This is a genomic window from Litorimonas cladophorae (assembly GCF_014652455.1).
Classification (GTDB): Bacteria; Pseudomonadota; Alphaproteobacteria; order Caulobacterales; family Maricaulaceae; genus Litorimonas; species Litorimonas cladophorae.
Genome location: NZ_BMYV01000001.1, coordinates 425,098 through 439,688 on the forward strand (window position 1 = coordinate 425,098; position 14,591 = coordinate 439,688).

Here is a 14,591-nt window from a genome sequence, read left to right on the forward strand (position 1 = left end):
CAGGAACGAGACCATGCGCGCCACCACACTACTTTTAACAGCGGCCCTGACATTGACGAGTACAGCCGTCTTTGCCCAGTCGAGCTATAACGTTGTCGTCCAACCCGTGTCGCCTAGCGTCGATGCCATCATTAATGCGCCTGTCACCTATGATGAGCGTGGTGTTGTTGAAGCCCAGCATTTCAATGCTGACAACCTGACCGATGCGCAATATCAAGAATTATTGGACGAGGCGGACCGTATTCGCGCCTACCGCGCAGCTAATAATATTAGTTTTGAAGACAGCTATACTGAGAGCGCTGTTGCCACGACGCCGCAGTCTGCCCCAACTTATGAATATATCGCTGAGACAAGCCCAGTTCAGCAAATCGAACTTTTCGCGCCCGAGTCAACGGTCACAACGTCGACCTTCTCCAACTCATCGCTGAAGTCCCACACGGTTTCCAAAGGGGATACGCTTTATAATATCTCGAAACGATACGATACATCTGTTGATGCGATTAAAACAGAGAATGGTCTTTCGGGTACAGCTTTATCCATCGGCCAAAAAATTCGCATTCCGGGTGTGATCATTGAGAGCATCAATACGATTGCGCAGCCAGTATTTGCTAGCGCACCAATTCGCGACGGTTTTGTCACGCGCCGTATCGTTGAGCCAGCCCCGCAAGAGTTTGAGCCCCGCGTTGAGCCGGCCCTTTCGGCGTCAGAAACCATCTATGCCGTCTTGCCTAAAGACACGCTTTATTCGATTTCTCGTCGCACATGTGTTGGTGTGAAAGATATCGTTTCGCGTAATGGTATTTCGAACCCCAACGCTCTGAAGCCAGGTCAGCGCCTGACATTGCCCGAAGGGCACTGCCTCACACGATAACGCAGTTCTAGATCGCCATTGCGCGTTGCATTGGCGATTGTGCGCCCTATATACCACTTTAATTCAACTCAGCGGCTCCGCATGTCTGGGTAAACAAATTGGCCATGGGGAACATCATGCTATTCACGCTCATCCAACAAGCTGCACCGAGTGCTGGCGGTTCAATCATGAACTCTTTGCTTCTCTTTGGTCCGCTTATTCTGATCTTTTATTTCCTCATTCTTCGCCCGCAAAGCCAGCAAGCAAAGAAGCATAAGGCGATGATTGCGGAACTCCAGCGTAATGACGAGATCGTCACGCGTGGCGGTATTATCGGTAAGATCAAGAAAGTTGGCGACGAAGAATTGACGATCACATCCGGGACGTCGGAATTCAAAGTGGCCCGCGCTATGGTTGCGGCCAAACATGACCGTGCTGCTGCAAATGATGCAGGCTAAGCCTACTTCCTGAATACCTGCCTAAAGGCTTGAGTTTATGCTGTTTTTCTCCCGGTCCAAGATTCTAATGATCTGCGGCGCAGTCCTGCTTGGGCTGTTGCTCGCAATTCCGAACGTTCTCAGCGAAGAACGACGTGACTCGATGCCTGGGGCTTTCCAGAGAACCATAAATCTCGGTCTTGACCTCCAAGGTGGTGCGCACATGCTTCTGGAAGTCGATCTATCGTCCATTCTTAGCCAAGCTTTGGTGAATGAGCGTACGGCCATCAACGATGTCATTCGTCGTGCGGAAGATCGTCCACGGACAGAATTCGTGCGAGTTGATGACGGGACTGTCCTTGCGCGTATGCGGACCGTTGAGGATGCCGATAAGGCGTTGCCCCTAATCCAGAGCCTGTCGCAACCGATTGATCCAACACAGATTGGATCAGCGAAAACGACTCGGGTTGTTCGGGAAACAGAAAAAAATATCCGTGTTTCGATCACAGATGAGAATATCGAATTTATCCGTAAGCAGACGATCCAAAAATCGATTGGCGTCTTGGGTCGCAGGATTGATCCCAATGGTAATCTTGAACTCATCCTCGCGCCAGAAGGCGATCGACGTATATTGCTTCAGGTGCCAGGGGCTCAAAACATCGATGAAATTAAAGAGCGTATCAACCAATCTGCGAACCTTTCCTTCCACCTCGTCAACGAAAAAGACTCTGGCAATGAACAAGCCCTCAGCGTCGCCATGGAGACAGGCCGCGTTGGAGCAGGGGACGTCTATTATCCCTATTCTGCTGAACAAGGCCGAGGCGGCCTGATCCTTCAGGAACGCACCCGTATCACTGGCGATTGTTTGAAAAATTCATCAGGCGGCCCGCATCCAGATGGCGCTGGGGCTGTTGTGAACTTCTCATTTAACGTTGCTTGCGCAACTGAATTTGGACGTATGACCGCGCGGAATATCAACAAGCGTTTTGCCGTGGTGTTGGACAAAGAAATCATCACTGCGCCAAATATTCGCTCGGCGATTACAGGCGGCTCTGGCTATATTGAAGGCGGCTTCACAATGGAATCCGCGCGCGACCTTTCATTGTTGCTGAATGCTGGTGCCTTGCCCGCAAAGTTGACAATCGTAGAAGAGCGGACGGTCGACCCGTCGCTAGGTGCTGACTCGATCCGCGCGGGTAAGGTTGCCTCTGGCATTGGTTTGCTGGGCGTCGCAATTTTTATGTGGCTCAGCTACGGCCTACGGTTCGGAACGATTGCCAATATGGCATTGGCAACGAACATCATTTTGATAGCGGGTGCTCTATCGCTTTTCGGGTCCACGCTTACCTTGCCCGGGATTGCAGGCATTATCTTGACCATCGGGATGGCCGTGGATGCAAATGTGTTGATCTTTGAGCGTATCCGAGAGGAAACCTTTAACGGCAAGACGCCGATTAATGCGATTGAAACTGGGTACAAACGTTCGATGGCTCCGATTTTGGATGCCAATATCACGACGATGATTGCGGCTGTGACGCTTTACTTCGTCGGTTCGGGGCCAGTTCGCGGGTTCGCGGTGACACTTGCCATTGGTATTGTCATGTCGGTCTTCACTGCTGTCATCTTCGCGCGCTTGCTGACGGCCACATGGCTGCGCGGCAAACGTCCTAAAACGCTTCCAATCTAGGTTTGATCTGATGAAAGATATCTCACTCGTCCGCATCCTACCGCAGGAACCGCGCGTCCCGTTCATCAATATGCGTATGATTGCGGCTGTATTCTCAGTTCTCGCGATTATTGCATCCATCGCTTTGTTTTCGACCCGTGGTCTGAACTATGGTATCGATTTTACTGGCGGTACCGTCATCGAGATCAATACAAGTTCTGACCCCGACGATGCGGCTATCCGCGCGGCTTTGGAAGACATGGGTTTTGAAGGCGCGACTGTGCAGGGTATTCAGCCGCCAGTTGGAGCTTTGGATCAAGATGGCAATCCCATCACCCACCGTCTGATGCGTATTGGTTTGCAGCTTCAAGACGAGGGCGGCGAAGAGGGACAAGGCGCTCAGCAAGCCGCACTTGATAAAGTTAAAGCTGGACTACAAGAACGCATTGGCGAATTTTACGTTCGAAATACCGAGGTCGTGGGTTCACAGGTTTCCGGAGAGCTGCGCCGAAAGGGTCTGATGTCTGTTGGATTGGCCTTATTCTTCGTGCTGGCTTACATCTGGTTCCGGTTCGAGTGGCAGTTCGGTCTGGGTGCGGTTCTGGCATTGGTCCATGATGTGATCCTGACCATTGGTGTGTTTAGCCTGACGCAAATTGAGTTTAACCTGACGATTATCGCGGCGATCTTGACCATTGTTGGATATTCACTGAACGATACCGTTATTGTATATGATCGTATTCGTGAGAATTTGCGCAAGTTTAAGCGTAAACCACTGGATGAAGTCCTCAATATCTCGATTAATGATACGTTGTCTCGGACGATTTTGACCTCAGTTACGACGCTACTCGCTTTGATCGCGCTCTACGTACTTGGCGGGTCCGCGCTGAAAGGGTTCTCTTTCGCGATGATCTGGGGTGTTTTCGTCGGGACCTATTCTTCGATCTTCGTTGCTTCGCCGTTATTGCTGGCTCTCAAGCTCAAGCGCGGTGTTAACACAGGTGGCGAACGCGCAGACGCTTAGTTATCAGCATGGGATGGTAGAAGGCTAATGGCGAAAGCGAACTCTTCTTAAAGCCGTCTTATGCCTTTTGGCGTGATGATCAGGCGAACGCGTCCTTTGATCCATGAGAGTGGGATATCGCCAAGACGGTCGCTGTCTGTACTCGTGGTGCCATCCCCAATCAGTCGAATGTGATTAGCGCCACGGCTTTTAATCCGTTTTACGATGATTCCGAATTTCGGATGATCCACTACAACGACAAAGCCCGCCCGCAGATTTTTCATCTGCGAACGGGCTTTGGTTAGTATCAAATAATCGCCAGGCGCCAATGTGGGATGCATCGACATCCCACGCACTTTGACGATTTCAAACATTAGAGCGCGGGTTCTACGACCTCAACATTTGGCGCATAAGGTGTCGTGACTTTCTTTGTCTTGACGCCTTTCATCGACCAGAACATTTCGGAAAACTCATTGCAGAGTTCCACAAGTTTTTCACCGTCTTCGCGATGTAGGTCTTGCTTACAAGCTGAGCCAGCTAGCATAATTTTATGTGCCAATTCATGTGCGCCCGGATGCTTCTTCAGGTGATCACCCTTCATGAAGTCGCCCCAGATGATACGGGTCTGGTGTTTGACGTTTTCAGCCATCTCTTCTTTTTTGGCGGTATTTCGCGCAACTTGCATAGCGAAGGCTGTTTCGGACAACCCTTTGTCCTTCAAACCGAGCAGGATGTCGATTTGGCGTAAGGTCGAGACCGCATAGTAAGTCACGATACGGGCGTCATAGATACCGCAAGGGATGTCGCAATGTGCGTCAGCCGTTGCAATGTGCGAGTCCAATTTTGAAAGTAGTGTATGTAACATGATTATGTTCCTTATGCTTTGCGACGGCGGAAATAGACGGCGGCGCCAACGAGAGCCGCGAGAGCAATGAATGTACCCGCGCTGTGGACAGGGCTGCTGAGCCAATGTGCGATCTCTGTGATGACGCTTTGGCCGTGAGCGCCAGTATGTGCTGAGGCGTTGCCAGCCAGAAACAGGGCGGCGGCCCCTGTGAGAAGTGTACGTGTCATAAGACGTCCTTTCGTCAACTCGGTTAAATTCTTATAGGCACAGGCATAAGCAGATTGCCAAAGCGGGGCAAGCCGCGCAAAGACGCGTTCAATCAAATTTCAAACGGCGACTATGTCTGAGCTTAATATTACTACGCGCGAGGCCCTCAAAAAGGCTGATCCTGATCGTTTTCGGGCGGCATTAATGTCCGATACTCAGGGGCGAGCGGACCTCTTGATTCTTTACGCGTTTCATTATGAACTCGCGAAAGTGCCTGAAGTGACGAGCGAGCCTATGTTGGGGCAAATCCGATATGAGTGGTGGCGTGAGGCCGTTGATGAAATTCACAGCCACCGCGAGGTACGCCGCCACGAGATTTCTACGCCGTTGCAAGAGATGCTTTTGCGCACAGCAGTCCCGCGTTTTTGGATCGATCGTTTGATAGACGGCCGGGCCCGGGATTTAGATCCGCAACCATTTGAAGACCTGAGCGCCGCGCGTGAATATTGCCGACAAACCTCTGGCACATTGATGCAAATTGCAGTGAAAATACTGGGTGGTGACCCAACAGATGGCGTTTTGGCCGCAGGTGAGGCATGGGGCCTGACAGGGTTAGCGCGGTCCTATGGGTATTATCACGATCGTATTTTGCAGCATATTGCCTATGAGGATCTGGTCACTGCTGCGCAGGAGGTTCATGCCAGCGCTCGCGCAGGATTGGCGAAGACTGAGCCCTCCATATTTCCAGCCATTGCTTACGCGGCACTAATCCCTGGTTTTTTGAAACGTGCGACCAAGCCTGGGTTTGATCCGTTGACCGACAAGGTCAGATATGGCCCGCTATCCAAACAAGGGCGTTTAACACTTTCGGCTTTACGCGGGCGTATTTAATCCAACAAAGCTGAGTTTGCGCAATTAAGCTTTTGCCCAAGGACGAATGTCTTCCAAGGCGCGTTTTGCGAGCAAGCTTTTACGATAGCGTGTTTTATCTTTACCGCGACGTCGCTTGCCGTCAATTTTTGGGTAAACAATTTCTTCCTCAAGCGGTGGGAACAGTCCGAAGTTCACATTCATAGGTTGGAACTTGGCCTTGGGGCCACTCATAAATCCACCCGTCACATGTTCAACCAAAGCCCCGAGAGCGGTCGTTATTGGCGGGACATCAAATTCACTCCCATGGGCTTGTGCGGCTGCCATGCGGCCTGCGATCAAACCAAGAGCAGCGCTTTCGATGTAACCCTCGACGCCCATGATCTGTCCCGCAAACCGAATATCTTTGCGAGATTTCAATTGAAGCTGTCGGTTCAATAGCACTGGCGAATTGATAAATGTGTTGCGATGAATTCCACCCAGTCGCGCAAATACAGCCTTTTCTAAACCCGGAATGGCCCGCAAAATATCCGTCTGCGCGCCATATTTCATCTTCGTCTGAAATCCGACCATGTTATAAAGGGTCCCTAGCGCGTTATCCTGCCTGAGCTGGACAATTGCGTGCGCTTTTACGGTCGGGTTGTGAGGGTTGGTTAAGCCAACTGGTTTCATCGGCCCCCAACGCAGCGTTTCTGCGCCGCGCTCAGCCATAACTTCGATGGGTAAGCAGCTCTCAAAATAGGGTGTGTCCTTCTCGAAGTCCTTGAACTCCGTTTTTTCAGACGCAATCAAGGAGTCGATAAAGGCGTGATATTGATCTTTATCTAGGGGGCAATTGATATAATCTGCGCCATCTCCGCCTGGACCTTTTTTATCGTAGCGGGATTGCATCCAAGCGATGTCAAAATCGATGCTGTCTTTATAAACAATTGGCGCAATGGCATCGAAGAAGGCTAGGCTATCTTCGCCTGTTTCCTTCAAAATGGCTTGTGCCAAGGACGGTGCGGTCAGGGGGCCCGTTGCGATGATTGTGTTGCCCCATTCTTTGGGCGGCAGGCCTTTGACTTCACCATACTCAACCGAAACAAGCGGGTGCTGACGTAAAATCGTTGTGACGGCTTGCGAGAACGCATCCCGGTCCACAGCCAACGCGCCGCCCGCTGGTAATTTCGTCATATCGCCCATGCCCAAGATCAGGGAATTAGAGAGCCGCATTTCTTCATGGAGAACGCCCACCGCATTGCCGACCTTATCGTCAGATCGGAACGAGTTGGAACAGACAAGTTCTGCAAATCCGTCCGTTTCATGTGCATCGGTCATTCGCACGGGCCGCATTTCATGGATGATCACGGGGATGCCGCGTGATACGCATTGCCACGCGGCCTCTGATCCCGCCATGCCAGCGCCAATGATGTGAACAGGTTTGATATCAGTCGGATTTGTCATGCGATGGGACGTAATGAAACCCGCTCACCTTCGCAATGGCGCAATACGGCTCACCGATGATTTAAGGTCCAATGGTTCGACCCGACATTCTCCTTCTTCAAAGCTACGCTTGAATGCGCAACATTTGCGTTTTACCGTCTTCATGGGAGAAACGACATGACTGAATTTTCACGACCACCGTCTTTCGATTTTGGGGCAGCAACTTTACAGGGGTTTAGGCTGCCGGGCGGCAGCAACTACATTCTGCGGGTTTCCGCATGGACGGCCTTAATCGTGACGGTCTTATATGTCGTGCTGGGCACACCCATCGTGCGTGGATTTGCTGATATGTTCGGCGCTCTGATCGAAATGGAACATAGTTTAGACGGGTCAGACCCTGATCCAGACGTCGTCTTCGCGGCCCTTGCGCCCATGATTAAAGCCAGCGGATACATCTTCCTTCTGACGATCTTGCAGACTGTCGCCTTCGCGTCGGCGGAAACGGCGATCTACCGCAATTTATTTTACGCAGACGATAAAGGCATCTTCCCCTTGCGCCTTGGGGTGGACGAATGGCGGGTTGTGGGCACACGTATTGTCATGAGCCTCGTTTTGGGAACCCTGTTTTTTATCGCTTATTTCGCGGTCGTGTTGTTCGGTGCCCTAATTATGGGCCTAGCGGGTGCGACGGAGTCTGGCGTGATCGCCGCAATTGGTGGGTTGCTCGTGTTTTGTTTGGTGCTGGCCGCCATTGCTGCCTTCATTTGGATGTCGGTGCGATTGGCGCCCGCTGCCGCCTATTCGGTGAGAGACCGTAAGTTCGACCCTCTGGCCTCTTGGCGGCCTATGCGCGGAAGGGTGTGGCCTGCCATCGGTGGTTATTTAATCCTATATTTTATCGGGTATTTTGGGATCAGCTTGGTTTTATCAATCGTTTTCGTCATCGCATTCTTATTCAGTGGCGTGTTGAAAATTCTGATTCAATTGGATAGCGACGGACAAGAAATCCCAAATTTTACGCCGTTGTGGGAGCATATGTCGTCTGCCCAGTTCTTAATTCCTGTAATTCTTGCCGTGCTGATTTCAATGTTCATGACGGTGCTTTGGTACGGCATGATCTGGGGGATGTGGGGGTATTTCGCAAAAACGGATCAGGATGTTCAGAACGATAACTGGACGGACGGCGAAGCGTGGGAAATGTAACAAAACCCTTGTCGTGCAGGAGGTCCAATGGCAGGGCCGTTTGCGACTTAAGGGAGTGATCTATGAAACGCACGTTTATGGCTGTTGGTTTGGCTCTATCTCTTGGAATGTCAGTCCCAATCATTGCGCAAGCCAAAACCCCACCGGACGTCACCGCAGCCTACGAATCATACAAAGCTGCGATTAAGGCCGGACAGAGACAAGAGGCGGCTCAATTCGCTTACGATGCATGGCAATCCGCTGAAAAGCAGTTGGGTGACACAAAGGCGACAGGGGATTTAGCGGCGATTTTTTCTGGGTTGAAACCTAAGTTCCTCAATGGTGAACCTGCTTGGAAAAAAGTTATTCAGGCGCATAAACGTGCTATCGATCTTTCTGAATTTGATCGGGAAAACCCCGAACGAACAGAGCTGAAGCGTCGAGTCGATTATTTGTCTTGGTTGGTTCCGCTCGTTCCATCGAAAACATATAGCGAAAAAAATACGGCCTATGGCGTAGAGCATTTAAAGGCTCGGGTCTTAGCATTGGGTTACGAAGGCTCTATGTTTGACGCTGAAGGTACTGCCCTTATCGCGCAAACGGCCATCCTAGAGAAGAATTGGATGAAAGCCCAAAATGCATCGGTCGCGGCTATCACACTGTTCGGGTTGCAACCTAATGGGGCCCATTCAAAGTACGAAGACTTGGTTCATTTCTATTTAGGTCGAGCCTTCACCGCGCAAGGTCAGCACATCGAGGCTGCGCTTACATATCAGGCGTTAATCGAGACATTGCAGGGGGTCTATGAGCGCCCAAATAAGACTTTGCGAAACGCTTACGGAAAATGGTTGCAAGCCCGGGATGCGGTCGAAGCCATGAAGTCCGATGACCCAAGAGCGCAAGATATCTTAAGGTTTACTATTCTAAATGATGAACAAAATGGCCTGGTGCCTTTGATCCGTGTTTCACCAAAAGTTCCTAGGCAATTTTTCAAAAGCCGAAATTCAGGGTGGGTCAGTGTTGTCTTTTCCATTGATGAGAATGGCAAGGTACTAAGCGCTTCTGCAAAAGGCTTTTCGAATAAGATATTGCGGAAACCTGCGTTAGAGAGTGTGATGCAATGGAGATATTCACCTTCTTTGGGCTCGCCAAGATTGAAAAATATAGAAGTTCTCGTCCGCTTTGATATGGCGGATGGAAAGGGCGGTATCTTGCCATTCCCTGAAAAATACCCTCAGCCGAGGTAAAACTTAGATCAAATTTATAAGCGGACCTGCAGTGATACCCTTGTGGTGAAGCGGGACAGATGGCAGAGCTGATTGCGACTTAAGGGGGTGATCTATGAAACGCACGTTTATGGCTGTTGGCCTGGCTTTATCTTTTGGGCTGTCATCGCCAATGATGGCGCAAGCCAAAACCCCACCCGAAGTGTTGGAATCTTATAAAGCATACCGTGCGGCGTTAGAGGCAGGAAGGAAATCTGCGGCGTCAGAATATGCTTATGATGCTTGGAAAGCCGCTGAAGACTTGATGGGGGATGCCAAGATCACGGGTGATTTGGCATTAAACTTTGCTGTAACAAAACCCCGAAACGTGGACGAAAAACCTGCGTGGAAGGAAATTATGCGGGCCTATAAGCGCGCGATAGATCTATCCCATTTCTATGGTGCTGATGCAGGCCAGATAGAAATTGATCGCCGGACCCAGTACCTTGCATGGCAAATTCCAAATGTGTCCAAGAAAGTGTCGTTAGCGAGAACGAAAGAGTATTCCTCGAAACGTCTTATGGAGCGAATTGAAAAGCTTGGTTTTCAGGGCTCCACTTTCGAAGCGGAGGCATATTCACTAAGTTCTCAAGCGGCCATGATGACGCGGGATTGGACCGAAGTTTTATCCAACTCTCAAAAAGCGATCGAAATTTTCGATGCGCGAAAGGACGGTTTTGTGTCCATATATGAGTATGCTGTTCCTATTTACTTGGCGCGGGCTTATGCGGAAACGGATCAACCAATAGACGCGGCGCTAATCTATCAGGGCCTAATGACAAAATTGGAGGAGCGGGAAGCGCATGACAATCTGATCAGTGGCGATGCCTATGCAGAGTGGTTGACCCTTCGCGATAAAGTGTCTGAAATGGAGACCAACGACCCACGCGCGGTGGAGGTTATCAATTTCGCCGTTCCTGTAGGACGACAGCGGGAACTTTCTCCTTTGATCCGCAATCCGCCGGTTTTTCCCACATCATTCAAGCGAGGAAAGCATTCTGGCTTTGTAAAGGTCGTGTATGACCTTGACGAGAAAGGACGCGTACAGAACCCTGAAATAATCTCGTCTACCCATAAATCTTTGCATCAAGAAACACTAAATACGTTGAGAACATGGCGTTACAGCCCTAACTTATCTCCAGAGCAGCGGAAGGGCGTGGAAACAACCATCCGCTTTGATTTGATGGATAAAAAGGGGAAACGCCTACCCGTCGACAAAGAAGTCAGCCGACGTTGATGCGACTGGCTCGATTAAACTTCAAGCCGCGCTTTATCTCGTTCCAGCATGGGTTTCAGGAAACGGCCTGTCCAACTTTCCTCGATCTTGGCGATGTCTTCGGGTGTTCCGACGCCTACGATCTGCCCGCCGCCATCGCCGCCCTCTGGACCAATGTCGATCACGTAATCGGCCGTCTTCACGACGTCCAAATTATGCTCGATAATCACCATGGTGTTGCCGTTGCCGACAAGCTCATTGAGGACGGTGAGCAGCTTGTTCACATCTTCAAAATGTAGGCCTGTGGTGGGTTCGTCCAGAATATAGAGCGTTCGACCCGTCGCGCGTTTCGCCAGCTCTTTCGCCAGTTTAACGCGTTGCGCTTCACCGCCCGAGAGCGTTGTCGCCTGTTGGCCAACTTTGAGGTAGCCTAGTCCGACACGCTGGAGCGTGACCATCTTGTCCCGAATGGTGGGAACGGCTTTGAAGAAATCCGCTGCTTCATCAACAGTCATGTCCAAAACATCAGCGATAGATTTCGCCTTGAATTTGATCTCGAGGGTTTCCCGGTTATAGCGCGCGCCTTTGCAGACATCACATTCGACATAGATGTCGGGCAGAAAGTGCATTTCAATTTTGATGACGCCGCCGCCTTGGCAGGCTTCGCAGCGACCGCCTTTGACGTTAAAGGAGAAACGCCCAGGTTTGTATCCACGTGTCTTGGCTTCGGGTAGACCAGCAAACCACTCTCTTATGGGAGTAAACGCGCCCGTATAGGTCGCTGGGTTAGAGCGGGGCGTTCGGCCAATCGGAGATTGGTCGATATTGATAATTTTATCGAGTTGATCGAGCCCTTCGATGGAATCATGCGCCATTGGTTGGGCGGAGGATTTGTTCAAGGTGCGTGATGCGGCTTTGTAGAGCGTTTCCATTGTCAGCGTTGATTTCCCGCCGCCCGAAACGCCCGTGACACAGGTCATCAGGCCCAGCGGAAATTCTGCGTCTACATTTTTGAGGTTGTTGCCCCGGGCGCCCGTGATCTTGATTGTGCGTTTCTTATCAAACTTGCGGCGTTGCGCGGGCATTGTGATGACCCGTTTACCTGTCAGATATTGGCCCGTGATCGATTTTTTGGATTTCATGATTTTGGCGGGTGTGCCTTCGGCAATGATTTCGCCTCCGTGAACGCCCGCTTTGGGACCCATATCTACAACATAATCCGCCGTGAGGATCGCTTCCTCATCATGCTCGACCACGATCACAGTATTGCCGAGATCACGAAGGTTCTGCAGCGTTTCAAGCAGCCGCTCGTTGTCGCGCTGATGCAAGCCGATGGACGGCTCGTCGAGAACATAGAGGACGCCTGTGAGACCTGACCCGATCTGTGAGGCCAGCCGAATGCGTTGGCTTTCGCCGCCTGAAAGAGACCCCGATCCACGCCCGAGGCTGAGGTAATCCAATCCTACTGCATTGAGAAATTTAAGGCGATCTAGGATTTCCTTGAGAATACGTTCAGCAATCTCCATGTCTTTGGACGACAATGTCGTGCGCAGGCGGTCGAAACGCTCATAGGCATCTTTGATCGACAACTCACCCGGTATAGAGATATCCATGTCAGCCACGCGAACAGAGAGCGCTTCTGGACGAAGTCGTTTGCCTTCGCAGGTTTCGCACTGTGCATCCGACATATATTTAGACAGCTCTTCGCGCATCCACGTGCTGTCAGTTTCGCGATAGCGGCGATCTAGATTCGGAACGACACCTTCAAAGGATTTCGTCGTTTTATAACTGCGTGTGCCATCTTTATATTCGAACTTAATCTTTGTTCTGCCTGTCCCATAGAGCACCACAAATTTGGCATCGTCAGAGAGCTTAGACCACGGCTTATCGACGCTGAATTTATAGTGCTTTGACAAGGCCTTGAGCGTTTGCATGTAGAGACTGCTGGGTGTTTTTGACCATGGCACAATGGCCCCGCCAGCCAGGCTGCGTGATACGTCTTGTACGATGAGGCCTTCATCGAATTTCATCTCTTTGCCTAAACCATCACAGGTCGGGCAGGCGCCTTGCGGATTGTTAAACGAGAACAGGCGAGGTTCGATTTCCGCTAGCGTAAAGCCTGACACGGGGCAGGCGAATTTCTCGGAGAATAACATGCGCTCGCCTGAGCTTGCATTTTCTGCAACGGCCAATCCATCAGCAAGGCGTAAAGCTTGTTCAATACTATCGGCGAGGCGGGTTTCTAAGCCATCGCGAATTACAACGCGGTCGACGACGACATCAATGTCATGTTTGAATTTTTTGTCGAGGTCTGGTGCGTCCTCAATCCGAATGATTTCACCATTGATCTTCGCACGTTGGAATCCGAGCCGCATATATTCGGCGAGGTCCTTTTTGAACTCACCCTTACGGTTTCGCACCACAGGTGCGAGAATATAGAGCTTGGTGTCTTTCGGCAGCGCCATGGTGCGGTCGACCATTTGGCTGACAGTCTGGCTCTCAATCGGGAGGCCCGTGGCCGGCGAGTAAGGAATACCAACCCGCGCCCAAAGCAGACGCATATAATCGTAAATTTCTGTGACTGTGCCTACAGTAGAACGCGGGTTCTTCGATGTTGTTTTCTGTTCAATCGAAATCGCAGGTGATAGGCCTTCAATAGAGTCCACGTCAGGCTTGGATTGCAGCTCTAAGAACTGGCGCGCATAGGCTGACAGACTTTCGACATAGCGGCGCTGACCTTCGGCGTAGATTGTATCAAAGGCGAGGGACGATTTCCCTGATCCAGACAATCCCGTGATAACAATCAACTTGTCGCGCGGCAGGTTCACATCCACGCTTTTCAAATTATGTTCGCGGGCGCCGCGGACTTCGATATTTTTAAGCATGGCCATGTGGCGAGTTTCCCGTTCTTACACAGATTACTTACGTGCGGGCGTGGACTTAGGTCCGTCCAATCTTCAATACAAGTTGGACTCAGTCATCCGCTTGCAGTTTGCAATGGGCATGGCTAGAACATAAGAAGAACAACGACGCAATAGGTGGCAACATGGCAGGCTCAGTCAACAAAGTAATCCTCATCGGGAATTTGGGTAAAGATCCCGAAATCCGGACCTTCGGAAATGGCGGCAAAGTCGCCAACTTCTCCATCGCGACATCTGAAAGCTGGCGCGACAAGCAGTCAGGCGAAAAGCGTGAGAAGACGGAATGGCATAACATCGCTGTTTTCGGCGAAGGCCTCGTCGGCGTAATCGAACGCTACGTCAAAAAAGGTTCCAAGCTTTACATCGAAGGCAAGCTGCAAACTCGGAAATGGCAAGACCGTGATGGAAATGACAAGTACACCACAGAAGTTGTTCTACAGGGACCAGGTACGACACTGACTATGCTCGACAGCGCTGGCGGCCAAGGCGGCGGTGGTCGCATGGGTGGTGGCGGGAGCCAAGGCGGTGGCTACAACCAAGATCGCGGTGGCTATGGTAACATGGACCAGGGTGGCGGTTCACGCAGTGCGTCAACGATGGAAGGTCCAAAAGGCGACTTTGATCTGGATGATGACATCCCGTTTTAGGCCTCATGCTTCCTCATATTGTTGAAATTCGCTGTCGCAGTACCTGCGACAGTCT

The 14,591-nt window shown here is 51.0% G+C and carries 14 protein-coding genes; 9 read left to right on the forward strand and 5 right to left on the reverse strand.

Annotation, left to right across the window (positions count from 1 at the left end; all coding sequences use genetic code 11):
* Positions 1 to 13: 13 nt before the first annotated feature.
* The 4 genes from IE073_RS02130 to secF all read left to right on the forward strand — a co-directional run bounded on the left by IE073_RS02130 (position 14) and on the right by secF (position 3,977).
* The gene (locus tag IE073_RS02130) at positions 14 to 871 is read left to right on the forward strand and encodes a muramidase family protein (RefSeq protein ID WP_189580710.1); all 858 of its coding nucleotides are present in this window, start codon (positions 14 to 16) and stop codon (positions 869 to 871) included.
* 116 nt (positions 872 to 987) lie between these two features.
* The gene (yajC, locus tag IE073_RS02135) at positions 988 to 1,308 is read left to right on the forward strand and encodes a preprotein translocase subunit YajC (protein ID WP_189580713.1); all 321 of its coding nucleotides are present in this window, start codon (positions 988 to 990) and stop codon (positions 1,306 to 1,308) included.
* 37 nt (positions 1,309 to 1,345) lie between these two features.
* Positions 1,346 to 2,974: a protein translocase subunit SecD gene (gene secD / locus IE073_RS02140; protein ID WP_189580716.1), complete on the forward strand. Its 1,629-nt coding sequence runs from the start codon at positions 1,346 to 1,348 to the stop codon at positions 2,972 to 2,974.
* 10 nt (positions 2,975 to 2,984) lie between these two features.
* Positions 2,985 to 3,977, forward strand: coding sequence for a protein translocase subunit SecF (secF, locus tag IE073_RS02145; protein WP_189580719.1), 993 nt, complete (start codon positions 2,985 to 2,987; stop codon positions 3,975 to 3,977).
* 47 nt (positions 3,978 to 4,024) lie between these two features.
* Here the strand turns inward: secF and IE073_RS02150 are convergent, their stop codons facing one another.
* From IE073_RS02150 to IE073_RS02160, 3 genes are read right to left on the reverse strand one after another with little or no spacing between them, the layout of a single operon-like run.
* Complete coding sequence (locus tag IE073_RS02150; RefSeq protein ID WP_189580721.1) at positions 4,025 to 4,330, reverse strand: S26 family signal peptidase; 306 nt, start codon at positions 4,328 to 4,330, stop codon at positions 4,025 to 4,027.
* Positions 4,330 to 4,821, reverse strand: coding sequence for a superoxide dismutase, Ni (sodN, locus tag IE073_RS02155; protein ID WP_189580724.1), 492 nt, complete (start codon positions 4,819 to 4,821; stop codon positions 4,330 to 4,332). Before sodN ends, IE073_RS02150 begins: the two co-directional genes overlap by 1 nt.
* A gap of 11 nt (positions 4,822 to 4,832) precedes the next feature.
* Positions 4,833 to 5,030 (reverse strand): hypothetical protein, encoded by a 198-nt coding sequence (locus tag IE073_RS02160; RefSeq protein WP_189580727.1) that lies wholly within the window; start codon positions 5,028 to 5,030, stop codon positions 4,833 to 4,835.
* Positions 5,031 to 5,142: 112 nt separating this feature from the next.
* On the opposite strand from IE073_RS02160, the gene IE073_RS02165 reads away from it, so the two are divergent.
* Complete coding sequence (locus IE073_RS02165) at positions 5,143 to 5,901, forward strand: squalene/phytoene synthase family protein (protein WP_189580730.1); 759 nt, start codon at positions 5,143 to 5,145, stop codon at positions 5,899 to 5,901.
* Positions 5,902 to 5,925: 24 nt separating this feature from the next.
* Here IE073_RS02165 and trmFO read toward each other — a convergent pair whose 3' ends face one another.
* On the reverse strand, positions 5,926 to 7,326 hold the full coding sequence (trmFO, locus tag IE073_RS02170; protein ID WP_189580733.1) for a methylenetetrahydrofolate--tRNA-(uracil(54)-C(5))-methyltransferase (FADH(2)-oxidizing) TrmFO: 1,401 nt from the start codon (positions 7,324 to 7,326) through the stop codon (positions 5,926 to 5,928).
* 156 nt (positions 7,327 to 7,482) lie between these two features.
* Here trmFO and IE073_RS02175 point away from each other — a divergent pair, with 156 nt between their 5' ends.
* The 3 genes from IE073_RS02175 to IE073_RS02185 all read left to right on the forward strand — a co-directional run bounded on the left by IE073_RS02175 (position 7,483) and on the right by IE073_RS02185 (position 10,989).
* On the forward strand, positions 7,483 to 8,508 hold the full coding sequence (locus tag IE073_RS02175) for a hypothetical protein (RefSeq protein WP_189580736.1): 1,026 nt from the start codon (positions 7,483 to 7,485) through the stop codon (positions 8,506 to 8,508).
* A 62-nt stretch (positions 8,509 to 8,570) separates the two neighbouring features.
* Complete coding sequence (locus tag IE073_RS02180) at positions 8,571 to 9,734, forward strand: energy transducer TonB (protein WP_189580738.1); 1,164 nt, start codon at positions 8,571 to 8,573, stop codon at positions 9,732 to 9,734.
* Between the two features lie 94 nt (positions 9,735 to 9,828).
* Positions 9,829 to 10,989, forward strand: a complete 1,161-nt coding sequence (locus IE073_RS02185) for a TonB family protein (RefSeq protein WP_189580740.1) — start codon at positions 9,829 to 9,831, stop codon at positions 10,987 to 10,989.
* 14 nt (positions 10,990 to 11,003) lie between these two features.
* On the opposite strand, the gene uvrA is transcribed toward IE073_RS02185, so the two are convergent.
* Positions 11,004 to 13,859: an excinuclease ABC subunit UvrA gene (uvrA, locus tag IE073_RS02190; RefSeq protein ID WP_189580742.1), complete on the reverse strand. Its 2,856-nt coding sequence runs from the start codon at positions 13,857 to 13,859 to the stop codon at positions 11,004 to 11,006.
* Between the two features lie 155 nt (positions 13,860 to 14,014).
* Between uvrA and ssb the strand changes: the two genes are divergently transcribed.
* Positions 14,015 to 14,536 (forward strand): single-stranded DNA-binding protein, encoded by a 522-nt coding sequence (gene ssb / locus IE073_RS02195; RefSeq protein ID WP_189580744.1) that lies wholly within the window; start codon positions 14,015 to 14,017, stop codon positions 14,534 to 14,536.
* Positions 14,537 to 14,591 lie beyond the last annotated feature (55 nt).

Coding starts and splice junctions, on each gene's coding strand:
- IE073_RS02185 (WP_189580740.1), top strand. CDS start 9,829: ATGAAACGCACGTTTATGGCTGTTGGCCTGGCTTTATCTTTTGGGCTG.
- IE073_RS02175 (WP_189580736.1), top strand. CDS start 7,483: ATGACTGAATTTTCACGACCACCGTCTTTCGATTTTGGGGCAGCAACT.
- uvrA (WP_189580742.1), bottom strand. CDS start 13,859: ATGGCCATGCTTAAAAATATCGAAGTCCGCGGCGCCCGCGAACATAAT.
- secF (WP_189580719.1), top strand. CDS start 2,985: ATGAAAGATATCTCACTCGTCCGCATCCTACCGCAGGAACCGCGCGTC.
- IE073_RS02160 (WP_189580727.1), bottom strand. CDS start 5,030: ATGACACGTACACTTCTCACAGGGGCCGCCGCCCTGTTTCTGGCTGGC.
- sodN (WP_189580724.1), bottom strand. CDS start 4,821: ATGTTACATACACTACTTTCAAAATTGGACTCGCACATTGCAACGGCT.
- ssb (WP_189580744.1), top strand. CDS start 14,015: ATGGCAGGCTCAGTCAACAAAGTAATCCTCATCGGGAATTTGGGTAAA.
- yajC (WP_189580713.1), top strand. CDS start 988: ATGCTATTCACGCTCATCCAACAAGCTGCACCGAGTGCTGGCGGTTCA.
- IE073_RS02180 (WP_189580738.1), top strand. CDS start 8,571: ATGAAACGCACGTTTATGGCTGTTGGTTTGGCTCTATCTCTTGGAATG.
- IE073_RS02150 (WP_189580721.1), bottom strand. CDS start 4,330: ATGTTTGAAATCGTCAAAGTGCGTGGGATGTCGATGCATCCCACATTG.
- trmFO (WP_189580733.1), bottom strand. CDS start 7,326: ATGACAAATCCGACTGATATCAAACCTGTTCACATCATTGGCGCTGGC.
- IE073_RS02130 (WP_189580710.1), top strand. CDS start 14: ATGCGCGCCACCACACTACTTTTAACAGCGGCCCTGACATTGACGAGT.
- secD (WP_189580716.1), top strand. CDS start 1,346: ATGCTGTTTTTCTCCCGGTCCAAGATTCTAATGATCTGCGGCGCAGTC.
- IE073_RS02165 (WP_189580730.1), top strand. CDS start 5,143: ATGTCTGAGCTTAATATTACTACGCGCGAGGCCCTCAAAAAGGCTGAT.